Consider the following 22,976-nt stretch of genomic DNA (forward strand, 5'->3'; position numbering starts at 1 on the left):
GATACGCCTTGTCAAGATGTGTCTTGTCGAGATGCGTCGCCGCTCATGATGAAATTCGCGGCCTGGATAAAAATCCAGGTCGCTTTTTATTTCTACATTTTGCTATATGAAAAGTCCCGTGCGTAAGATGTTCGATGGCATTGCGAGCCGTTACGATTTTCTGAATCACTTTCTGAGCTGCTATCAGGATGTGCTGTGGCGCAGGTATTGCTGCAAGCGCTTGAAAAAGATGATGGGCGCTGAATGGCGAGACGAAATGCCGGGATTGCTTGACGAGACGCCGCTTTCGGGAAAGCCGCGCGGTTTGAATAAAGTGCGTCTGCTCGACTTGTGCGGGGGAACGGGCGATTTTGCTAACACGTTCCGCAAGATTTTCGAATCCGGTTGCAAGTGCAAGAATGTTTCGCAAAACGGGGTGTCGCGCGACTTTGTCGTGGATCCGGCTGTAATCGGTGATTTTTCGTACGGGATGCTTGCCGAAGTCAAGCCGAAGAAAATCGATGCGCATGCGGTACAGCTCGATGCGATGAAAATGCCTTTTGCCGAACGCCAGTTTGACGTCATCTTGAACGGCTTTGGCATGCGCAATGTGCCCGATGCCCGTGGCGCCTTGATGGAATCGTACCGCGTACTTGACGTGGGCGGCTACCTCTGCGTTTTGGAATTTTTCTCGCCGAGGAACTTGTTCAACAAGTTCTTCTATAAAGTGCTTGCGCCGCTGTTCATTCCGGTGATGGGCGCCTTTTTTAGCGGCAAGCGCGATGCCTACGAATACCTGGTGAACTCGATTATCCGCTTTTTGCCGGTCGATCAGTTCTGCAAGATGGCCGAAGAATGCGGCTTTGAAGTCAAGCAGGTCAAGATGTTCGATGGCGGAATTTCGTTTGGCGTGTTCTTGCACAAGCCGGGGAATGCATGAGCCGCTTTGTGCTTGGAGTGACGGGTGCAAGCGGCAGCATTTATGCGACCCGTACGGCGATGTACTTGCAGCGTTTTCATCATGAGGTGACGCTCATCGTGACGCACCCGGGCAAACAGGTTCTCGAATATGAGGGGCAAAGTGCGCTTTTCGACTATTGCAAGGACGTGTGCAACGTGGATGATTTTTTTGCGGAATGCGCGAGCGGTTCTAGCGATATTGCAGGCATGGCGGTGGTGCCGTGCTCCATGGGAACGCTTGGACGCATTGCGGCGGGGACTTCGGATAATTTGCTTGTGCGCGCGGCGGATGTTTGCCTCAAGGAACGCAGGCCGCTCGTGATTGTGCCGCGCGAAATGCCGTACAACTTGATCCACATCGAGAATATGAAACGAGTGACCTTGGCGGGGGCGGTTGTGATTCCGGCGTCGCCGCAGTTCTACAGCAAGCCCAAAAGCATCGAAGAACTCGTGGATACCGTCGTCGCGAAAATCCTAAAGCACTTGGGCGTGGAACAAGCGCTTGTTGCAAGTGTTGCTAAAGTGTGGAATGGCGATGAAAGGGAGATTCCCGCTCGGAGGCGGGAATGACAAATCTAATGACCAATGACTATTGACTAACCACTGTCTACTTCTAACTTCCTACTGTCTACTATAACATGAATAAAATCCTTGAATTTACACATCTTGTTCGTTTGAGCCATTCGCTGTTTGCAATGCCTTTTGCGATTGGCTCCATGTGGGTTGCGGCAAACGGTTTCCGTGACATGAGCGCTTATGAGACCGTCCGCATTATCGTGCTCATCGTGCTTTGCATGGTGACCGCCCGTAACAGCGCCATGAGCTTTAACCGCATTGCAGACGCCAAGTTCGATGCGGAGAATCCGCGCACAGCAAAGCGCCATTTGCCGGCCGGGCGCCTGAGCCGAAAATCGGTGATGGCGTTCTTGGCGTTGAACGGAATCTTGTTTGTTGTGTTTGCATGGATGCTCCAGCCGCTTGCTGGCGCGCTTGCGTTCCCGGTGTGGCTATTGCTGCTCTCGTATTCGTACTGGAAGCGCTTTAGCTGGCTTTGCCACTGGTTCCTTGGCTTTGCGATTGGCATGAGTCCGCTTGGCGCCTGGATCGCGGTTCGTGGTGAATTTGCTGTGTTCCCGATTTTCCTCCTGTTCATTCTGATGCTCTGGATGGGTGGCTTTGACATTATTTACGCGACGCAGGATATTGAAATTGACCGCAAGCAGGGCTTGCATTCCGTGCCCGCCCGCTTTGGCCTTGAAAAATCCTTGCGCATTGCGCTGGCGAGCCATTTGGCGATGCTTGTGCTTTGTGTTGTGTTCGGATTCTTCTGGAACATGGGCTGGATCTGGTGGGCGATTACGGGACTCATGACTGCCGCGATTGTCTATATTCACTTGTTCAGAAAGTCTAATGACCTGGATGCGATGAACCGCGACTTTTTCCTTGCGAACGTGGCGATTAGTGCCCTCGTGATGGTGGGTCTCATTGTCTGGATTTGCATGGGAGGTGATGTCAATGCCCTTTATTAATCGCCCGAACGGAAAGTTCACGAATGAAGAAAAAGTGAAAATGTTTCACTTGATGGGAGGCGTTGCCGCCGTTTTAGCGCTTGTCTGCATTTTGCTGATTGAAACGGGTGCTGCCGGCGAACGCCGCGACCTTGCCGATATGGGCCTTACCGCGATGATTGTGATGCTCGCTGTTTCGCTTATTGGTGCGATGTATTTTAAGAGATAGCTCTCTTAAATTTCCAGATCTGCTGATATAACGGTTTCGACGGTTCCGTCGTCACATTCAAAGAGCAGGCTGCCATCATTGTTCATGTCGATGATACGGCCTGTTTTTTTGATGGCGCCTTCGCCGGAGTCCCGGTTTTGATCGGTGCAGTGGTTGTTCACGACGATGGTGCCGCGGGCGCCGATGAACTGGTCCATCTTGCGCCAGGCGCTAATCCAGGGCGATATGCCGAAGGCGCGGAACTGCCCGATGGCGCGTTCGAGATTCCCGATAAGCGCTTGCAAAAGCTTTTCGCGGTTGATGGAATGCCCGAAGATTTCTTTGAGCGTGGTGACGGCGCGATTCAGGTGCGCATATTCGGCGGGATCGCTATTGACGTTTATGCCGACTCCCATCGAGAGCGCTGGGCGCGGCGCATCTTGTTGCATTGTCATCCCCGCGGAAGCGGGGACCTCCCTCTTGACGAAGACTATTTCCGCGAGAATCCCGCAGAACTTGCTTTTGCCATAGAGAATGTCGTTGGGCCATTTGACCGTAATTTTTGGCGAGTTCGCGTTTTCCGATTCTGCGCAATCCCGATTTGCGGGACCTGCTTGGCTATCCTTCGCGCATTCTCGAACATTGTTGAATGTTTCTGCGAACGTGAGAGCTGCAACTTGCGTAATTTGTGCGAAATTGCTTGCGGGTATTCCGTCGAGCGGGATTAAAATGTTGAAATAAAGATTCTTGCCGGCGGGGGAGTCCCACGTGCGTTCGTGACGACCATGACCATCGCTTTGTGAGTCTGCAACAAAGAGCGTTCCCGGGGCAATTTCTCCAGCGGCTGCCATGGACTTCATGAGCTTGTGTGTGCTGCCGACCGTCTCGAAGAGAAATGCGGGGGCATCACCAAAGCCAGTAAGCTGCCAGTCTGTAAAATTGCGTTCTTGAGAAAACATTTGCTTAGTCGTTAGTCGTCGAGCATGACATGGGCGGCGATTCTCGTCTTTCGTCTGACTTACTCGTCGGCTTGCTTTTCTTGCAGTTCCTTGAGGGCTTCTTCGGGGAAGATGTTGAAGAACTCGCGCTTCTTGTCTTCAAAGAGCTGCAACATGCGTTCCTGTTCGAACTGTTCGCGGTCGATGTTCTGCATGAAGAACTCGTCTTTGGCGAAGTTTCTGCTCTGTATCGTTTTCTTGATATCTTCAGAAAGGTCTACGTTATCCCAAAGAATGTAATACGAACCGATAAAGCCGTCTGCAAAGATATCAACGTTCAACTTGATCGAATTGCTTTGCGTGGAGTCGACCATTTCGACTTTGGTTTCTCTCTTCTCGGGACGGAACACGTCCACGTCGTTTACAGGTGCGGTCAAATCTTGTCCCCAGCAGATGGCTGAAGCACAAAGAATGAGCATTACCTTATTTTTATACGACAAAATCATATTAACAATATACAATGAAAAATGTTAAAAAGACAATGTTGGTATAAAAAGCATGTCCGAAAATACGGCAAATAGCGCGTTTGTCGCTATTACCGTATCGTGACGATTTGCTTTTTGTTCATGATGTGTATTATATACGATCCTGGGGCCGGTTTGGCAATGTTAAAGTCCGAACTCACCGCATGATGGCGGTACAGAACTCGTCCTTGCATATCCAATAAAGTTACGTTGGCTCCAATCTGTGCTCCGTGAATCGAAATGAAGTTTGGTTCAACGGCAATGTGCAATTTTGCAATTGACCTTACTTTTTCAAGTCCTGTTCCCTTGCTTGAGCTGAAAACAGTTACGCTGGAACTAGACTTTGCACTGCTCGAAGATGACTTCGCGGAGCTGCTCGATTTCGCGCTGCTCGAAGAACTCGAAGCAATCTTTGAAGAACTGCTGGATTTCGCAGAGGAGGACGACGACTTCGCGGAACTACTGGATTCTTCGCTAGAGCTGGAGACCGTTACGCTAGAAATTGAATTCTCGCTGCTTGAAGACGATTTTGCGGAACTGGATGACGATTGCGCGGTAGAGCTGCTCGAATTCACGCTGCTTGAAGAGCTAATTGCAATTTCGAGGTTGAGCGTCTTGATGTAAGCGGCTGCAAATTCTTCGACAACATTCTTCTTGAAGTGCGGGTAAGCATCACCTGTTTCTTGCCCCCATACGTCACCATTAATTCCATTCTTGTTGTAATCATGGAGCTTCTTGGCCAGCGACAAATCTGTAAACTCGGTAGCACTTGCTGCGGTTCCGCTTTGAGTTGTTTTTGCTGTATTCACATAGAATGTATTGTTCAATGAGACTTCGGAATTTTCGCCCGTTTCGGCGACGAGTGCGTCTACTAATGAATCCTTTTCGGCGCTGACAATGCCTTTGTTATACGTATTAATGATGGAAAGAATACCGTCCGTTTGTCCAATAATCCCGCCAGATTTAAACGTACCTGCTTGGACGTTGCCAACATTGTAAGAGTTGTAAAGATCTAGGAAATATTTCTGGAATGCAACTAAACCGCCTACTACAGCATTGATGGAACTGACAAAGCCTTCGTTGTAAGAGTACATCATTGTGGATTTAGATGTGCCGTAGCTAATTATTTGCCCGACTAATCCGCCAATTCCGCCATACCCTAAAGTGGCTCCAGTATTAGACGCGTTGATTATAGTTGATTTTGCATATAAGATAGAACCTGCAATGCCTCCGACGCAATTGAGACCAAAAGTTTCGCCATCATGGTGGACGTTGACTATGTTCAGTTCGATGCCTTCGTCCGGACCTTCATCGTTGCCATAATAACCGATGATTCCTCCAGCGTGATTGGAATTTGCATTGATGTTGCTTTCGCTAGAAATATTTATCACCGACAAAATAGAAGCTGATTCGGCTCGTCCAATGAGACTCCCGACATACTTGTTTCCGTAGAAATAAGAGTCTTTGATGTTGATGTTTTGAATGACTGTTTTGGTCACGGGTTCACCGACTTCTCTTGTTAAGCCGATTGAGCCAAAGAGCCCGACTCCATCTGCGAAACTGGAAACGAAAAGACCTGAAATGGTGTGACCTTGACCATCAAACGTACCAATGAAATTCTTGATTGGAGTCCATTTTTTGAATTTTGCAGAATCTGCTTCGTTGATTTTTCCGTTGACGAGAACATTCTTGTTGTCGATGATGTTTGCCGTAAGCTTGACACATGTGCTCGTGTGCTTCGCTTCGCTGTTGTACATGTCGGCAAATTGATACAGCTCGCCAATGTCGCCGATTTCGTAGCAGTTGTTGACAATGCTCGGGTTGTGCCACCATTGGGCGTAATAAGTCAAGTCGCCTGTTGCATCGTTTGGAATGAATTTCACTGGACTTCCTGAATAGTCCTTGTTGCTGAACCAACCCTTAAAAACATAGTCCTTGCGTTCGGGAATCGGAAGTAAGCTTTCTAATCCTTCGACATATTTGTCGCGATATGTGGTTGTGTCTGTATCGTATGTTACCAACTTCAACGAAGAACTCTTGACAGAAGTAGCGCCTGTGATATTTCCGGTGAGTTTTGGATATTCATCTGTGCCAATTTTTTGCCCCCATACAGAACCGTCAGCAGTTTCGCTTTTGTATGTATGCAAGGCTGTTGCCAAAGAACCGTCTTTAATTTGTTCTTCACTTGTTTTGAAGAGCGCTTGACCGTTAGTTTCTGCGGAACCAGAATATAGGTAATAGAATACATTTTTAAATGTGGCGTTCCCCCTCATGAGGTGAACATAAGTTAACTCTTTGTTCTTGGAGGATATTACTAAGGCATAGGAGTTTTCTACGTTGACTTGCGGAGAAAAAAGTGTGGTTCCTGAATAATATGAGCCAGATATAGAACCGACAAGATTGTAGAAATTAAAGGCATTGGAAATGGTAGCGACATTATATGAGTTGATGATGTTCGATTTCCCTGTGACAATACCGATAAGCCCGCCTGTACTTCCGTAGCCAAAAAAGTCGCCTACGCTAGAAGACTGTGTAATTGTAAGTTCTCCGCCGTGTTGGTTTCCGACAAGTCCGCCAATGTATGGCTTGGCGTTATTGATGTAGCTGTTGCCGACAGTCGCCTCTACTTGACAATTTTCGATGGAAACCTTTTGGCTGAGCGAGTCGATTTCGCCTACCAATGCACCTGTATTTAAACCGCCGTGAATGTAGGAATCGGTGATGTTCAAGTTCTTGATTGTTGTCGGACTGAGAGGGTCACGATTGATAATTGATGCGAACAAGCCCGCATTTGTTACCGTCGTATCTTTAAAGTAAATTCCCGAAATGGTATGCCCTTGACCATCGAATGTGCCGTCGAAATCCTTAATGGGAATCCATTGAATTGCACCCTTTTCATTGGCTCGAACGTCTTTGTTCAAAACGATATCGCTGGTGAGCTCGGCGCAGAATGGCGTGATGTTGTACAAGGCTGCATTGACGATATTTGCAAATCCAAAAAGCTCTTCGATTGTGCCGATTTGGTAACAACCATTTGTCTGCTTGGGTGCCTTGGGTGTGATTGTCGAAGAGAATACAAGTTTGTCTACAAAAACAGGTGATTCGTCAACGCCAACATTTTGTCCCCAAATTGAACCATCTACGTTATCGGTTTTGTATTCGCGCAAAAGCTTGGCTACTGTGCCATCGTTGAATTCGTGCGTTGTAACGTGAGTGCCGTTTTTGCCTACATAGGAGCCATCGTAAAAACTGTTGATTGCAGTAACGCCATCTAGCGTAGCTCTGTCGTTGTCCCAGTATTTTGTCGGCATGTGGTAGGAGTTTTCGAATATGGTTGTTCCATAATTGTAACCGACTACTTGAACGGCAGGCTTGTTAGATGATGAACAACAGCCGTCGTTGTTCGGAGTAACATGTCCTTTGTTGTATGAATTTGTAATTCGGATTGTTCCATGGGACACGCCGATGAAAGCACCACCTGCAGCTCGTGCATCGCCTCCGGCTTCGTTGATGGTATGGGTGATGTTTGAATTGGAAAGTTGTCCTGCTATGCCTCCGATAGCGTATCTTCCGTGGACGGAACCGGTGGTGTGAACGTTGATGATATCGACATCGCGGCCATTCCCGATTAGCGTTCCGATACAAGTGTCTGCTTGGAAGTAGGCATCGGCAATTTCAAGATCTTTGATGACTGCTCGATATTGTTCGTTATAAGAAATGTATTTGGATTTTGTTGTTCCGAAAAATCCGATATTTCCGATGGAACCATTCGTTAAGTATGTCAGTCCAGAAATAGTCTTGCCGTTGCCATCGAACGTTCCGCAAAATTCCATCATCGGAAACCAGCGCTTGTACGTGCTAAATTCGACGAATTTTTCGCTTACCGAAATGTTTGTCGTGAGTTTTCCGCAAGCGCAACTCTCTCGCTTTGTCCCGTTGGTGCCGTTGACGATGGCGGCAAATCCATATAGCTCACTAGCAGTGCCTATTTCGTAGCAGCCGTTCACAAGCTTGGGGAGCGTTGCCCACATTGCATACAGTTCTTTGTCTCCCGTCATAGTGCGGTTTATTGTTAATATGGTGTCGCCCGTAAATTCTTTGTCCTCGAACCAGCCGATAAAGGCATAGCCTTCTTTTGTCGGGATGGGGAGTGGAGTTATTTCGCCTTCGACATATCCTTCGATAAAAGGTTCGTGCTCAAACCCTGTGTTAAATGTGAGGCTTGAAACTTTGAGATTGCCTGCGTAGTTGGTCACCTTTCCGCTGAAAGTCGGGTGATTGTCTACGCCTACATTTTGACCCCATGCATTGCCTTCGTCATAGTTGTGGAGCCTAAGCGCGAGCGAGCCGTCGGTAAATTCTCTGTAGGGAATGCTCAATGCATTGATACCCGTCATGAGGTTCAATTCACTTGGGGTGTAAGAATTTATGCTCTCGCTCTTTGTGCCGGAATACATATCGCCTACCAGACATGCTTCTCTGACAATTGATCTTGGAACAAATGTGTATGTATTCTTGATGAACAAAGATCCTTTTTTGACTTCGCCGATAAGCCCGCCAGCAGTGTCGTATCTGCCCCTTATAAAGCTTGCGTAATAGACGTTCGTCATTGCGACAGTTCCGGAATCTACAGTGGCGATGAATCCGGCTGCATATCTGTTGTTATAAATGTATGAATCTTCGATACCGATGTTCTTGATGGTGATTGTATCGCTGCTTTTCGCCGGTCTCACTGAAAGAATCGGGGCGACCCATTCGGCTTCGTCATGGTCTTTGCTCATGTAAATGCCGGAGATGGTGTGGTATTGGCCGTCGATTGTTCCGCTGAATTCTTCAATCGGAGTCCATGGAACAAAGTTAGAGCCGTCGCCGTTGAGCGTGTCATTGGCAAGGACGTTCTTGTTGACAACGATGTTGGCGGTGAGCTTGCCGCAGGCGGCTTTGTTGCGAGTCATGCCGTTCGTGCCATTCGCGATGGCGGCAAAACCGTAAAGTTCTTCGGCGGTGCCGATTTGGTAACAGCCGTCAACCAACTTCGGGGCGACAGGCATAATGGTCGGTGCTGCAACAGCGTTTGCTACCCAAATAAGGGCTGTTGCCAATAAACCTTTTTTCATATTCTCTCCTTCTTTTTTAGCCCGCCGAAGCAGGCGCACTCTCGTCTCTACTCTCTCGTTTGAAGCCCGCCGTGGCGGGCGTTCTCTCGTCTAAATCGCGAGTGGCATCCACGGTTTTACGACATTGATGGATTCAAGTTTTCCTTGCAATTTGCGACGGATGGCTGCGGCTGCAATCATCGCTCCGTTGTCTGTACTTAGGCTGCGGTCCGGGACGCAAAAACGGATACCCTTCTTGTCGCAGTAATCTTGCAAGCGGGTGCGCAACCAGCTGTTTGCACTCACGCCACCGCCCATCACGAGCGTCTTCATTTTCGTCTTCTTGAGGGCGTTGATGGTCTTTGTGACAAGGCTATCGACAATGGCGTCTTCGAGCGAGGCGCAGATGTCGCCGAGATTCTGCTGGATAAATTCCGGGTCGTGCGTCTCGGTGTAACGGAGCACGGCAGTCTTTAAGCCGCTGAACGAGAACTCGCAGCTGTCGTGCGTGTGGAGCGCGCGCGGAAATTCCACGAATTTGCGGTTGTGGTCCTTGCCGAGGCGGCTGATGGTTGCCCCTGCGGGGTACTTGAGGCCGATGAGCTTTCCACACTTGTCGAATGCTTCGCCGGCGGCGTCATCGCGGGTGCGACCAATGCTTGTGTACTTGAATCCCGGTTCTTCCATCACGAGTTCCGTGTGCCCGCCCGAGACGGTGAGCGTCAAAAACGGCGGTTCGATGTCCGGGTTAGAGAGCCATGCGGCGGCGAGGTGCCCTTCGAGATGGTTCATGCCGTAAGCCGGAATGTTCAAGTCGCGGGCGAGACCTTTGGCAAAGCTTGCGCCAACGAGGAGAGGTCCCATGAGGCCGGGACCCGTGGTGTAGGCTATTGCGTCGATGTCCTTGAGTTCGATTCCAGCTTCCTTGACGGCAGCTTCGGCAATGGGGGCAATCTTTTGCAAGTGCGCACGGGCGGCAATTTCTGGGACAACGCCACCATAAAGGGCGTGTTCGTCAATTTGGCTATAGAGCGGGTTTGAAAGAACTTTTAAGGGGTCGTCCTGCAAAACGGCGCAGGCGGTTTCATCGCAGCTGGATTCAATTCCAAGCCAAATCATATTCCGTATTCCTCGTCTTTATTATCGTCCTCGGTCTTTGTCTTGATGAGCTTGATCTTGTCGGGCTTGACAAGGATGGCCTTGATGGACATGCTGCGGTCGATATCGGGCGGCAGGTTCAACTTGACTGTGGGAGCGAGGCTGTCCGCATCTTCAATGGCGAAGCGGTTGTATTCAATGAAAAGTTCAATATCGTTGTGCTTGATGGCTGCGATGACTTTTTCGCCGCCGGTGACTTCGACTGTTGCCTGTTGCGGCGAGAGCGTGTTCAGGGCGCGGTCATAGAAGCCGATAAGCTGGATGGGAATGTTCTTAAATTCTTTGGAGTTGATTTTCTGGATATCGACAAAGACTTTGGCGACTGTATCGCTGGGCGTCACAAACGGCGGGAGCTGTTCGGTCGCTAGCTTCACGGAGAATGTCTGGCTTGCCTTGATGCTGTCGAAAAATACGGAGTCTGTCGGGATGTCGATAATGCGCGTGAGTGCGTTTCTGGCGCCAGAAACCTTCAGGTCTTCCTGGAGAAGCTTGGGCTGTTGCACAAGTACGTAACCAGGGGCTGCGCCAAAAGTCACGTTGCTCTTGATGGGAATGCTGCGTTCAATGCGCGTATCGACCGCTACGTCGATAAAGAGATACTGGTTGTCTGGTTCCACGTAGTGTACCGAGGAAAAGTTCGGGGCTACAAAGTTCTTGGAATCGAGGTGGATGCGTCTGGAGCCGAGTTCGGCGAGGTGCATGTCAACGACCATCGCGGCCTGCTTTTGCGACTGCAGGCGGATGAGGTCCAGGGGCTTGCCTTCGACAGTCACCGAAACCGTGCTTGGCGGCTTCGATGCAATCGCGAGCGCTTCGGGCAACTTCACGAACGTAAGCGGCACTTCCATCGTCAGTTGGAAGTCCTTGAGCGAGATGACATAGAACCAGAGGGCCATCGCGCACACCAAGGCGGTAATCTTTAATATGATGTTTCCCATAAAAGCCCCTTAAAGAACTGCTATAAATTTAATTATATTCGAGGCGTGTTCGGACAATTAGGTTACTTAATATCGGAATCTTTTAGAGGATGGAAGCAGCACCGCACGGTGATTCTCCCGTCTTTGCTGACGATTTTCCTGTGCTCGCTTTTACTTTCGGCTTCTTTTACGGCGCTCGGCGTCTCGTTCAAGCTCCTCTCTGCAGAAAAGTCGCTGTATGTGATTGAGGCATTCTTGAAAGAGGATGTTCCCGAGGATTCTATTGCGGTTATCCAGACGCGGCTTGAGCATACGCGCCATGTGGAGTCTGTCGCGTTTGTGAGTGCGGATTCTGCGCTTGCCGATTTTAGCAGCCACTTCTCGCCGGATATGCTCACACTTGTCGAAGGGAACCCGATCCCCGCGTTTTTCCGTGTGTCTCTGAGCGAAGAGGCTCGCAACCCGGCGGACCTTTCCGAAGTGCGCAACACGATTGCCGAAGAAGCGTATTTTGAAGAGGTGCAGGCTCCGATAAAATGGGCTTCGCGAATTGCGTCGTGGAAGTTCAAGATGATTTTCTGGCCGATTTGCATCAGTATCCTTTTGCTCATTACGCTCTCGCTCATCATTTGCAATTCGGTAAGGCTTTCGCTCATGTCCCGCAAGCTTTTGGTCGAGAACATGAAGTACGCGGGTGGCAGTTACCTGTTCATTGAGTTCCCGTTTGTGCTTGAAGGGGTAATGCAAGGTTTTTTAGGGAGTGGCTTTGCAATCCTGTTGCTTGGGCTTGTCATCCGTTCGCTTGTGCAGATGTTCCCGATTGTGGCTAGTGGCGTTGCCTACTTTGGAATCGTAGCGTTATTTACGGTGCTTTTAGAAACGATGCTCGCGGGCTACTTTAGTTTCCGTACGGTGCGCAGTTTCTTGTTCGAAAAGAAGGGTGAGCAGGAATAATGCGTCTTGTTTGCCGGTTCATTCCGCTTTTATTTTTCGTCTTTGCCGTGGTGGCGGGTTCAGCAGTTTCGTCTTATGCGGCTCCGAAAAAGACGGATGCGCAGATTGACGAACAAAAGAACGCCCTCAAAAAGCTAGAGGTCGATCTTGCGAAAAAGCGCGAGGAACTGGCCGTCCTTGAAACCGAAGAAAAGGGCGTCTTGAACACGATTTCGCTTTTGGACCAGAATTTGAACCGCACAAGGTCTTACCTTTCGGAACTGACCCGCAATGAGGATCTGTTGCAGGGGGCGGTCAAGCAACTTGTGATGGATATTGATTCTCTTGACTCAAAAATCAAGGCCCGCAAGCGTGCCATGAGAAAGCGTATACGTAATTTGTATGTACACGGTCGTAGCAGCGATGCCGAAATTCTCTTTGAACTTTTGACCAAGAACGGGAACCCGGAACGCGAAGTTTACTGGGTGCACCACTTGCTGAACCGCGACCGCGAAGACGTGGAAACGCTCCGTAGGCTTGTGGCCGAACGCACTCAAAAACAGCAGATGCAAGAAAAGCACTTGGCCGAGCTTTCGAGACTCCGCTCCCGCAAGGCAGTCGAAGAACGCGGTCTTGTCGCGCAGATGAACGGTCAGGCCCGCATGCTGAATTCCCTCAAGCATGACAAGGCCGTGCAGCGCATGGCGCTCAAGGAATTCGAACGCAACCAGAAGACCATGCTTGCGCTCCTCAAGAAACTTGAGCAGCGCCGCAAGCGAGAAATCGAAGAAGCGAAGCGCGCCGAGGCCGCCCGCCTCGCCGCCCTAAAAAAGAAGGAACGCGAAGCCGAGAAGAAACGCCAAGCGGCAGACAAGAAGCGCGAAGCAGAAAAGAAACGTGAGGCCGAAATCGCCCAAAAGCAGACTCCGGTACCGCATTTCAAAGGCCCGAAGTGCATGCCGCTCGACGGCCCGGTTATCAGCGAATACGGCTTGCAGGAACACCCGGTGCTCCACATCATGACGCGTAACCTTGGGGTGGAAATCCGCGGAAAGCGCGGTGGCCGCATCCGTGCCGCTGCAGCCGGAACTGTCGCTATGGTCGCCGAAATTGACGGCCGCGGCCCCTCCGTGATCATAGAACACGAAGATGGAACGTACACGGTGTACGGTCACATGAAGGCAATCCATGTCCAAGAGGGCAAAAGTGTCAAGAAATGCGAAGAAATTGGAGAAGTGGGCGATATTGCTTCGTTAAATGGTATTAAATTGTATTTCCAAGTAAGCGAAGGGACACAGACCGTGGACCCGTTGCAATGGTTGAAACAGAGATGATAGAATATCGCTTAAATGGCCCCGCCTCCCAGGAACGAATCCGCATTCGTCTTATGGCGGCGTTGCGTGAGAACCGCTTCCCGCAGTCGATTCTTATCGACGGCCCTGTGGGCATTGGCAAAAAAGCGCTCGCGATGGAAATTGCTCAGGCGCTCCAGTGCACAAACCCGAGTGTTCGCCCGTGCGGTAATTGCTTCGGCTGCAAAATGGCAACCGATACCGGCGTGACCGACAACTGGGTCGTGCCGATGGAAGCGAAAGAGGCGAGCGCCCGCAATGCGGCCGACGTCTCTGCCGGGAGCTCTGCAAAGACCATCCAGGATTTTAAACAGGCCTACATCGAAGAAATCACGAAGAACCCGTACCGAGTGGATATTTTCAGTGCGGGCGCCGTGATTTCGGTGGAACTCATCCGTACGATGACAGCCTCCTTTGCAATGAAGGGCGACCGCGTGCGCGTGGTGATTATCGCCGAGGCCGACCGCATGAACGATTCTGCGGCAAACGCATTCCTCAAGACTCTCGAAGAAGTCCCGCCGAACACGTACTTCATTTTGACGACTTCGTCTCGCGAAAAGCTCTTGCAGACGATCCGTTCGCGCTGCCTTGCGCTCCACCTGCCACCCCTCACGGATGAAGAAGTCCGTCAGGAAGCCATTCGCGTGGGCGGCGAAGAATTTGACGAATCGACTTTGACCGACGATGTGATTGGGCTTGCTGTGGGTTCCCCTGGCATGGCGCTTTACTACGCCGAACACGCCAAGAACTGGTGCCCTCTTGCGGTCGATTTTATCGAGAAGTCGCTTTCGCAGGACTACACGGACCTGTTCTTTAAGCTCGAAGATTCCGGACTTGAAGACCCGGCCATCGTGAACCGATTCTTGGAAGTGCTCTCGTTCTTGATTACGGACTTGTTGCGCCGTGAATCGGGCGCTCCGCTTCGCATCCCGGAAGCAACCGGCAGCGTGAATCTCGAACGCTACCCGCAAGTGGGGGCGTCTGCCCTCGAAGCTGCTCTTGTGAGTGTGCAAGAAACTATGTCGAGAATCGCCTCCAGGCGAATGGCGGCAGTGACCTGCCTCCAGAACCTCTCGCTAAAACTTTTTGAAGGCTACAAGTAATGGAAGATCTTGTCGCCTCAACTTTGTCCTCTACGCTAAAGATTCCGCATGCGGTCGCGAGGTTCTTGGTCTCGCGCGGCATCAAGACTGTTTCTGATGCGTACCACATGCTGTGCTCTAACGAGAGCGACGTGCATGACCCCTTCCTCATGATGGGAATGGACAAGGCTGTGGAATGGATACTTGCGGTTCGCGAACGTGGCGAGCGCGTGTTCATTTTTGGCGACTACGACTTGGACGGCATGACGTCCGTGACGCTTTTGACCCGCTGCTTAAAGACTGTGGGTATTGAATCTGAATGGCGACTTCCGAACCGCTTTGGCGATGGCTATGGCCTCTCGGTTTCTGCCGTCGATGAAATGTATGAGGCGGGTGCTCGCAACTTGATTACCGTGGACACAGGCATTACCGCGAACGTGGAAATTGCGCATGCCAAGGAACTCGGCATGGCGGTCATGGTCATGGACCATCATCAGCCGTCGGGCGATGGGCTCCCGGTAAGCGATGTGCTTCTGGATCCGCATCAGGAAGGCGACAATTACCCGAACCCGGAACTTTGCGGTGTCGGCGTTTCGTACAAGTTTATTTGCGCCTTGTTCAGCCGCCTTGGCATTAAGGCCCCGGTTGAATATCTGGACTTGGTTGCACTCGGGACGCTTGCGGACTTGGTGCAGATGACTCCTGAAAACCGCTATTTTACGCGTACCGGGCTCGAAAGCCTTAAGAGCAGCCGTTGGCCTGGCGTACAAGAAATGTACTCTTCCCTCATGAAGCCCCATAGCTGTGTGGGCGGCATCGACGTGATGTACAAGCTTGCGCCGCTCCTCAACGCTCCTGGCCGCATGGAACGCCCGGACCCGGCATTGAAACTTCTTTTGTGCGAAAACAAAGGCGAAGCGGGCAAGCTTCTCGATGAGCTGAAAGACTGGAACGCTCGCCGTAAGCAGAAAGAAGCCGAAATCACCGAAATGGCGATGGAACAGGTAAAGGCCCTTTACGGCGACACCATCCCGACCGTGATCGTGGTTGCTGGCGAAAACTGGCATGTGGGCGTGATTGGCATTGTCGCGGCTAAGCTTGCCCAGGAATTCCACAGGCCTTCGGCTGTGCTGTCGATTATCAACGGCATGGCACATGCGAGCGCCCGTGCAGTTCCTGGATTCAACTGGCACAGGGCACTTTTTGACAGCCGTGAACTTTTTGACCGCTGGGGCGGCCATGCGAATGCGGCGGGATTCTCGCTCGAAGCAGGCAAGATTGAAGAACTTCGCGGGCGCCTTTTGCAGTCTGCAAAAGACCAAGGCTATACCGGCGAGATCGTCAACACCGATGAATCGTACCCGTACGACATCAAGATCGCGCTCCGCGAACTGACCGTGGAAACGCGCGTACCGACAGGGCGTTACCCGATTCGTGAACGCTCAATTCTCGAGTACATCGACTTGCTCGAACCATTTGGCGGAAACTTCCCGTACCCCGCATTCCGTGCCGAAAACGTGACCGTGCATCGCGTACGTGAACTTCGTGGCGGGCACCTGCAAATGGAAATTTCGCAGGCGGGGAGTGCCGTTTTCCCGGCTATCGCCTTTGGACTTCGTAAGAGCAAGGCTTTGCTCGGGCGCTCCCGCCCGGTGACGGTCGTGTTTGAGCCGATTTGGAATTACTATAACAACACCAAGACGGTGCAGCTCTGCATCAAGTCCATCGAGTAGTGCTATGCTGAAACGGAACGCTCCATTGCTTGCCTTTGCGCTTGTCTTTGTGGCTGTGCTGTATTTTGTCTACAGTATTCCGCAGTACGAACCTATCGTGGATGTCGAGGAAGAAGAGGAAGTTCCTGAAGAAGCGTTTACCGGCCGCGTGGAAATGCCCTCGATTGACGAAATCTACGTGATTGAAAATACCGCAGGTCGTGACCTGAACAAGCTTGCGATGTTTTTGGAAGGCCGCGCCGCTGGCTTGCATTACCTCTCCTCGGAGTATTTCAAGAAAATCCGTGTGACCCGCAAAGGGAACCGATTTATCAAGTCCGATGACGATGTTTTCCTTGGACTTCACCTCACGCTCGATAGCCTTGGGCGCTTCATGGATCCGAAGATTATGTTCTCGGATAGCGATGACGATGTGTTCAAGGTTAAGTTATTGAAGCACGTCGAATATTTTTGGCGCCTTCCGCCGAGCAAGCAGGGCAAACTCGAAATCTGGATCCCCATTCGCTTCCACGCAAATTAGTTCCTTCTTACGGAAGTATTATGAAAATATAACCCGTTTGGGCTATGGTATTGTTTCTTTGTTTTTTTTAGCATTGTATTTTGTAAAAATTTATTCAACAAATACGGTGCTAAAAGACTATGACCAATCATCTAATTCATTCATTACGTTCGCTCCGTTTGGGGCTTGTTCTGGTTTTTACCCTGCTTATGGCAGCAACCTCGTTGGCGGAAGATGTGATCAACATCGAAGCTATGGGGCAAACCATCAATAAAGAAACAACATGGGAGAACTGCTCTGTCAATATTATTGGCAACGGTACTGTTACGTTCAGTAGGCGAATCTATATTAGAGGTTCTGTTACATTGAACCTTGGCGCGCAAACAACACTTGATGCACAAAATGGCATTGGCGTTCATGATGGACACAGCCTTACAATAACAGGCGAGGGAAACCTTAATACGAGATCTGGCAGCAGCAACGAAAATTCTCCACTTGGTGGAAGTAAAGGTAATGGCATTGCCAATGCAGGTTCGATTACAATATTAGGGGGTAATATAACAGCGATTAACACTGGTTCACTAAGCTATTATTTCGGGGCGGCAATAGGTGGTGCGGAACTGGGCTCCGGTGGTAACATCACTATCCGTGGTGGTACGGTCAATGCTATATCTGATTCTGGAAGTAGAGGTTGCAAAGGAGCCGGTATTGGAGGTGGTTTTAATGGCAATGCTGGTACGATAACCATTACTGGTGGCGTTGTTAAAGCGACATCGGGAACATATGGCGCTGCGGCGATTGGCGGCGGTACCATTAACGAAAGTGGAAAGGGCAAAGGTGGATCGATTACCATCAGTGGAGGCCAAGTCACAGCAGTAAGTTTAAGGGGTAACGGAATAGGTCCAGGCCGTGATGGTTCAACAAGAGAGGGAACCGCAGGAACCATTTCATTGTCGTGGACTGAAAGTACAGATTTCATCAATGCAAATAGTTACAGGGGTGATATCAGCATTGAGGGAGATTCGCGTTTCTATTACGAAGGAAGTACAGACTTAGTCTTAGCGGATGAACTTGCAAAAAGGCAAAATCAGAAAATTATTCCGGTTGAGCTGGACAACAACTCGATTGCGTTAGCGAACCTTCAAATGCAAGACTATAGCATTCTCCCGAATGGAGCGATAAAGTATCTCAATTATGACGTTTACGATTACAACGGTAACAAATTGATAAAAGGAACTCACTATACTGAGACCGTCGGGTATAGCGTGGATGCGACTGGAGCTATGGAAGAAGGCAAACTTAAGCTGACGATTAAGGGTAAGAGCCCCTATTTCGGTTCACAGTCATTCATAATGTGGGTTAACACGGCTGTACTGACGCAAGACGGCGACGAGAAATATGTAACTATACCCGAAAAACGTAAAATGACGCTGAAGATTACAGAATCGGAAATCAAAGACGGCTTGACATCCTTCAAGGTCTATGAGGCTGGTGGCAAGAATCATGTTCTTGGCAAAGAATGGGATGGTGTCCTCGTTATCAACATTCCTGACAATTCGAACTATCTTATTCAATTGTCTGGTAAAGCCCTGGCTGCGGATAGGACGTCGAAAAACGATTTGATTGATTGTGAATTAATATATGAAGGGTATTTGACTGTTTATGACAACGATGAGGCGAGCGGAACAATACTTTTAGAGAATTCGGAGCTAATTTATGATTACCTACCTAGCCCAGTGGCTATAATTCCCACCATTACTAGCACGGGAAAAAACTTAGCAATTCGTTATCGAGAGATGTATGGCTATTCAGATTTAGACCTTTCGGTGACACTTGTGCCAGCCGACCGCAAATACAACGTAAATCTACCTGACAGATTTACCGGCGGTCAAGTAACGGCGAATTTGAGACAGGCAAAAGCAAACGACAACATAACTCTGACTGTTACGCCCGACGAAGGTTATATGCTCAACGAGCTAAGGGTTGTAAAAGCTGACGGTGAAACTGTCAACGTTACTGATTGTAACTGGTACACCGACTGGAGCGAAACTATCAGTAAGACCGTGACATTTAAGATGCCTACCCAAAATGTAACCGTCGCTGCTGTATTCACCAACAAGCTGAATTCAGATGAAGGAGGTCTCTATGTCAATATGCCGCATTCTGGCACAAAGAATATGGTCATTCCCGACAATATTACTTCATTTAAACTCTACGACGACGGCGGCAAGGATGGTGATTTTCAACCATTGAGCGATGGCACCCTGGCAATAACGGCACCTTCGGGTAAAGTGATGCAATTTTCGGGAAAAAGCTTTATGGTGGATAATAGCTCTAGTGAGTCTTACTATGCAATCTATAATGACCCTCCTAAAAGTTACGGACAAAAATTAGCATATGGCAATCAGCAGAAAGAGGAGACTCTTTATCCTGTTGTTAGTGAAGGCAATACAGCTTATGTCCGCCTTAAGGCAGCCGATATTTCGAGAACAGATTTTTTTCATAAGTACGGTCTCGACCTGAACGTTAAAGTCTTTACTCCTGCTGTTTACAGTGTAAGCAGCGACAAAAATATGGAGCACGGTAATGTAATGTTTGACAAAACTCAGGTCGTAACTAACGGAACTATCAACGTGACCGTAAGTTCTGACGAAGGCTATGTGTTGAAAGATATCGATGCTTTTGATGCGGACGGAAAAATTGTCATGACAAAACCTGACGCCGCTCAATGGGGCGATGTTGTCTATTACGCAGCCTCAACGGGATACTCATTCAAGATGCGTTCGTCGGATGCAACGGTGACGCCAACATTTATGCCCAAGACGGACTTTTTTGTCAATATGCCTAAGACTGGCCAGCGAGATATTATCATTCAGGATGACATGACTTCATTCCGAGTTTACGACAATAGTGGAAAGGATGGATATTACTTTACCAATGACGATGGCAAACTGTTATTGACGGCACCCGAGGACTGTATGATGAAAGTATCGGGATATGTCAAACTCATGTACTCGTCTGCAGAAGAAGATTATCTTGATATCTACGACGGCAGCAGCACCAATGCAAAACGCCTCGGACGTTTCAGGGGCTACAAAAATTCTTCGACGACCTCTGTCACAGCCTCCAGTAGTACCAATCAAATGTTGCTCCACTTTATATCCAATGGCTACGGCTATGTCAAAGATGGCGGTGGAGTCTATCTGACCGTGTCGGTGATAAAGCGTTTTACAAGCTCAGACATCACGGTCGCAGCCATTGAAGACCAAACATATACGGGTTCTCGAATTTGCCCTGCAATTAGCGTTACAGACGGAGAAAAAGTACTTGAACCCGGTGTAGATTTCACGACTCAATGCTCAAACAACATATCTGTTGGAACGGCAAGCATGACTATCACCGGAAAAGGCCATTATACCGGTGGAATCAGCAAACAATTTAAAATCGCTAAAGCACCTTTGATGGTTATCGCAAAGGATAAGTCGATTATCTATGGTGACAAACCAGCAAATGCAGGTGTTGAATACAGCGGCTTTGTGAGCGTCGATAACGAAAATAGCTTAAGTGGCTCGATTGTCTTTAGCTACGATTACGCTCAATACGATAAAGTCGGTGAATACGCCATTATGCCGAGCGGTTTGGAATCCAACAACTACGAAATTGAATTTGTCGCGGGCAAGTTGACTGTTGAACCGAAGGAAATCTCTATTGCCTGGGATGATAAAGAAACTTCGTTCACTTACAATGGAAAGGCTCAAGCTCCGAATGCGACGGCTGGAGGTCTCTTGAACAATGACGAATGCAACATTATTATAGACTCCGCTATGAATGCCGGAAAGTACTCTGCCGAGGCAATAGATTTAACCAATAAAAATTACAAGTTGCCAGAAAATCGAGATGGACCGGACTTTGAAATTACAAAGGCTCCGCTCACGGTTACGGCCAAGAATGCAACAATTGCCTACGGTGATGAACCGTCTAACGCAGGTGTCGAATACAGCGGCTTTGTGGGCGACGATAACGAAAATGACTTAAATGATTCGATTGTCTTTAACTACGATTATGTGCAATTCTATAAAGTTGGCAAATACGTCATTATTCCAGGCGGTTTGTCTTCTGACAACTACGACATCACTTTCGTCGAAGGCGAGTTGACTGTTGAACCGAAGGAGATTTCGATAGCTTGGAGTGACGCTTCGCTCACTTACAATGGCTCTGAACAGATTCCAATGGCTACGGCTAATGGTGTCGAGAATAGCGATGAATGCATTTTCACGATGACGGGTGCTGCTACGAAAGTCGGCAAGTACACTGCAAAAGTAACGGATTTGAGCAACGAGAATTACAAGTTGCCGGCAACGGGGCTTGAACAGGCTTTCGAAATTACAAAGGCTCCGCTTAAGATTACTGCATTGAACGATACGATTGTTTATGGCGACGAACCTGCTAGCGCAGGTATTGCTTATGACGGATTTGTTGGAAAAGAAACCAGCAATGTCTTGACAGGCGAACTTGCTTTTGAAATCAATTACAAGCAATATGGCGATGCCGGTGAATATGCCATTACGCCGAGCGGCCTGACGGCTGATAACTATGAAATTGAATTTGTGGCTGGCAAGTTGACGGTTGAACCGAAGGTCGTTTCCATTGCTTGGGATAAACAGACTTCGTTCACTTACAATAGCTTTGCTCAAGTTCCGGCTGCAACGGTAGAAGGCCTTTTGAACAATGACCAGTGCGATTTCACGGTGGCTGGGGCTGCTACGAATGCCGGCAAGTACACCGCAAAGGTAACGGACTTGAGCAACAAAAATTACAAGTTGCCGGCAACGGGGCTTGAACAATCTTTTGAAATAGCCAAGATTCCGCTCACGGTTACGGCCAAGAACGCAACAATTGTCTATGGTGATGAGCCGTCTAATGCAAGTGTTGAATTCAGTGGCTTTGTCGGTGAAGATAATGAAAAGTCCTTGAATGGCTCGCTCATCTATAGTTACGATTATAAGCAGTATGGTGATGTCGGTGAATATACTATTACACCGAGCGGCCTGACGGCTGACAACTACGAAATCGAATTTGTGGCTGGCAAGTTGAGTGTTGAACCGAAGGCCGTTTCTATTGCTTGGGGCAAGTCTTCGTTTGCTTACAACGGTGCGGCTCAGGTTCCGACTGCAACGGCAGAAGGTCTCGTGAATAGCGACAAGTGCGACTTCACGGTGACAGGCGCTGCGGTAAATGCAGGCAAGTACAGTGCTGCGGTGACTGCTTTGAATAATGCAAACTACAAGCTGCCAGAATCCGGCCTTGAACAGCCTTTCGAAATTCTGAAGGCGGATCCGACGATTGTCAAGGCTCCGGCCGCTGTTGAAAATCTGGTGTATAATGGTAAGGCCCAAACGCTTGTGACGGCGGGCGAAGCCAAGAATGGAACGCTGGTCTACAAGATCGGTGATGCGGAAAAGTATTCCGAAACGTTGCCGGCTGCAACGGATGCGGGCGATTATACGGTGTACTTCATGGTGCTCGGCGACGAGAATTACAATGACCTTAAGGCAGAAACGCTTGCGGCTTCTATCGCTGCTCCGGCATCTTCTTCAAGTGCGCCGGCTTCTAGTTCCAGCAGTGTCAAGGCTTCCAGCTCCAGCGCAAAGCCTGCTTCTAGTTCCAGCAGTGTCAAGGCTTCCAGCTCCAGCGCAAAGCCTGCCTCTAGTTCCAGCAGTGTCAAGGCATCCAGCTCTAGCGCAAAGCCTGCCTCCAGCTCCAGCAGCGGCAAGGCTTCTAGTTCCAGCAGCGGCAAGAATTCCATCGCCGCTCCGGCAATTGCGAAGGCTTTGAAGGTCGTGTACTCCCAGAATCAGTTGTTCGTGACGAACCCGGCTGCATCGGACATGGAAGTGCTTGTGTTCGATGTGCAGGGGAACCTCAAGACCCGATACCGTGCATACTCCGCTGGAGAACATCAGGTCTCGCTGCAACAGCTCTACCAGGGCGTTTATATCGTCCGTGTCGAAACTCGCGGCGCGGTAGAGACACTCCAGGTGCGCGTCAAGTAATTTGAGAAAGTTGTAAAAGCGTAAGGCGGGCGTTGC

15 protein-coding genes are annotated in these 22,976 nt (G+C 49.4%); 10 read left to right on the forward strand and 5 right to left on the reverse strand.

Features of this window, described 5'->3' with window-relative positions; all coding sequences use genetic code 11:
* Window positions 1–106 precede the first annotated feature (106 nt).
* From B7990_RS13300 to B7990_RS13315, 4 genes are all read left to right on the forward strand, one after another.
* On the forward strand, window positions 107–919 hold the full coding sequence (locus B7990_RS13300) for a ubiquinone/menaquinone biosynthesis methyltransferase (protein WP_088641396.1): 813 nt from the start codon (window positions 107–109) through the stop codon (window positions 917–919).
* On the forward strand, window positions 916–1,509 hold the full coding sequence (locus tag B7990_RS13305; RefSeq protein WP_088641397.1) for a UbiX family flavin prenyltransferase: 594 nt from the start codon (window positions 916–918) through the stop codon (window positions 1,507–1,509). The genes B7990_RS13300 and B7990_RS13305 overlap by 4 nt, the downstream gene beginning before the upstream one ends.
* Window positions 1,510–1,577: 68 nt before the next feature.
* Window positions 1,578–2,468, forward strand: coding sequence for a 4-hydroxybenzoate octaprenyltransferase (locus tag B7990_RS13310; protein WP_088641398.1), 891 nt, complete (start codon window positions 1,578–1,580; stop codon window positions 2,466–2,468).
* Window positions 2,455–2,676: a hypothetical protein gene (locus tag B7990_RS13315; RefSeq protein ID WP_088641399.1), complete on the forward strand. Its 222-nt coding sequence runs from the start codon at window positions 2,455–2,457 to the stop codon at window positions 2,674–2,676. The genes B7990_RS13310 and B7990_RS13315 overlap by 14 nt, the downstream gene beginning before the upstream one ends.
* A 5-nt stretch (window positions 2,677–2,681) precedes the next feature.
* Here B7990_RS13315 and B7990_RS13320 read toward each other — a convergent pair whose 3' ends face one another.
* From B7990_RS13320 to B7990_RS13340, 5 genes are all read right to left on the reverse strand, one after another.
* Window positions 2,682–3,614 (reverse strand): biotin--[acetyl-CoA-carboxylase] ligase, encoded by a 933-nt coding sequence (locus B7990_RS13320; protein WP_088641400.1) that lies wholly within the window; start codon window positions 3,612–3,614, stop codon window positions 2,682–2,684.
* 59 nt (window positions 3,615–3,673) lie between these two features.
* A complete protein-coding gene (locus B7990_RS13325) occupies window positions 3,674–4,072 on the reverse strand; it encodes a hypothetical protein (protein ID WP_254917536.1) in 399 nt (132 codons plus the stop codon).
* A 116-nt stretch (window positions 4,073–4,188) separates the two neighbouring features.
* Window positions 4,189–9,234: an InlB B-repeat-containing protein gene (locus B7990_RS13330; protein ID WP_088641402.1), complete on the reverse strand. Its 5,046-nt coding sequence runs from the start codon at window positions 9,232–9,234 to the stop codon at window positions 4,189–4,191.
* A gap of 90 nt (window positions 9,235–9,324) precedes the next feature.
* Window positions 9,325–10,332: a tRNA (adenosine(37)-N6)-threonylcarbamoyltransferase complex transferase subunit TsaD gene (gene tsaD, locus B7990_RS13335; RefSeq protein WP_088641403.1), complete on the reverse strand. Its 1,008-nt coding sequence runs from the start codon at window positions 10,330–10,332 to the stop codon at window positions 9,325–9,327.
* Window positions 10,329–11,309 (reverse strand): YbbR-like domain-containing protein, encoded by a 981-nt coding sequence (locus tag B7990_RS13340; protein ID WP_088641404.1) that lies wholly within the window; start codon window positions 11,307–11,309, stop codon window positions 10,329–10,331. The genes tsaD and B7990_RS13340 overlap by 4 nt, the downstream gene beginning before the upstream one ends.
* A 45-nt stretch (window positions 11,310–11,354) precedes the next feature.
* Between B7990_RS13340 and B7990_RS13345 the strand changes: the two genes are divergently transcribed.
* The 6 genes from B7990_RS13345 to B7990_RS13370 all read left to right on the forward strand — a co-directional run bounded on the left by B7990_RS13345 (window position 11,355) and on the right by B7990_RS13370 (window position 22,940).
* Entirely contained in the window at window positions 11,355–12,242 is an 888-nt protein-coding gene (locus B7990_RS13345) for an ABC transporter permease (RefSeq protein WP_088641405.1), read from the forward strand.
* Entirely contained in the window at window positions 12,242–13,555 is a 1,314-nt protein-coding gene (locus B7990_RS13350; RefSeq protein WP_088641406.1) for a murein hydrolase activator EnvC, read from the forward strand. Before B7990_RS13345 ends, B7990_RS13350 begins: the two co-directional genes overlap by 1 nt.
* A complete protein-coding gene (locus B7990_RS13355) occupies window positions 13,537–14,676 on the forward strand; it encodes an AAA family ATPase (protein ID WP_233138500.1) in 1,140 nt (379 codons plus the stop codon). Before B7990_RS13350 ends, B7990_RS13355 begins: the two co-directional genes overlap by 19 nt.
* Complete coding sequence (gene recJ, locus B7990_RS13360; protein ID WP_088641407.1) at window positions 14,676–16,388, forward strand: single-stranded-DNA-specific exonuclease RecJ; 1,713 nt, start codon at window positions 14,676–14,678, stop codon at window positions 16,386–16,388. The genes B7990_RS13355 and recJ overlap by 1 nt, the downstream gene beginning before the upstream one ends.
* Window positions 16,389–16,392: 4 nt before the next feature.
* A complete protein-coding gene (locus B7990_RS13365) occupies window positions 16,393–16,908 on the forward strand; it encodes a hypothetical protein (protein ID WP_088641408.1) in 516 nt (171 codons plus the stop codon).
* A 119-nt stretch (window positions 16,909–17,027) separates the two neighbouring features.
* Window positions 17,028–22,940 carry an MBG domain-containing protein gene (locus B7990_RS13370; protein ID WP_141099293.1) on the forward strand — a complete coding sequence of 1,971 codons (5,913 nt, stop codon included), beginning with the start codon at window positions 17,028–17,030 and terminating at the stop codon, window positions 22,938–22,940.
* The last annotated feature ends 36 nt before the right edge of the window (window positions 22,941–22,976 follow it).

The organism is Fibrobacter sp. UWB4 (assembly GCF_002210345.1).
GTDB lineage: Bacteria > Fibrobacterota > Fibrobacteria > Fibrobacterales > Fibrobacteraceae > Fibrobacter.

Excerpts from the sequence above, each read along its gene's own strand:
- B7990_RS13300 (WP_088641396.1), top strand. The coding sequence starts at position 107 with ATGAAAAGTCCCGTGCGTAAGATGTTCGATGGCATTGCGAGCCGTTAC.
- B7990_RS13305 (WP_088641397.1), top strand. The coding sequence starts at position 916 with ATGAGCCGCTTTGTGCTTGGAGTGACGGGTGCAAGCGGCAGCATTTAT.
- B7990_RS13310 (WP_088641398.1), top strand. The coding sequence starts at position 1,578 with ATGAATAAAATCCTTGAATTTACACATCTTGTTCGTTTGAGCCATTCG.
- B7990_RS13315 (WP_088641399.1), top strand. The coding sequence starts at position 2,455 with ATGCCCTTTATTAATCGCCCGAACGGAAAGTTCACGAATGAAGAAAAA.
- B7990_RS13320 (WP_088641400.1), bottom strand. The coding sequence starts at position 3,614 with ATGTTTTCTCAAGAACGCAATTTTACAGACTGGCAGCTTACTGGCTTT.
- B7990_RS13325 (WP_254917536.1), bottom strand. The coding sequence starts at position 4,072 with ATGCTCATTCTTTGTGCTTCAGCCATCTGCTGGGGACAAGATTTGACC.
- B7990_RS13330 (WP_088641402.1), bottom strand. The coding sequence starts at position 9,234 with ATGAAAAAAGGTTTATTGGCAACAGCCCTTATTTGGGTAGCAAACGCT.
- tsaD (WP_088641403.1), bottom strand. The coding sequence starts at position 10,332 with ATGATTTGGCTTGGAATTGAATCCAGCTGCGATGAAACCGCCTGCGCC.
- B7990_RS13340 (WP_088641404.1), bottom strand. The coding sequence starts at position 11,309 with ATGGGAAACATCATATTAAAGATTACCGCCTTGGTGTGCGCGATGGCC.
- B7990_RS13350 (WP_088641406.1), top strand. The coding sequence starts at position 12,242 with ATGCGTCTTGTTTGCCGGTTCATTCCGCTTTTATTTTTCGTCTTTGCC.
- B7990_RS13355 (WP_233138500.1), top strand. The coding sequence starts at position 13,537 with ATGGTTGAAACAGAGATGATAGAATATCGCTTAAATGGCCCCGCCTCC.
- recJ (WP_088641407.1), top strand. The coding sequence starts at position 14,676 with ATGGAAGATCTTGTCGCCTCAACTTTGTCCTCTACGCTAAAGATTCCG.
- B7990_RS13365 (WP_088641408.1), top strand. The coding sequence starts at position 16,393 with ATGCTGAAACGGAACGCTCCATTGCTTGCCTTTGCGCTTGTCTTTGTG.
- B7990_RS13370 (WP_141099293.1), top strand. The coding sequence starts at position 17,028 with ATGACCAATCATCTAATTCATTCATTACGTTCGCTCCGTTTGGGGCTT.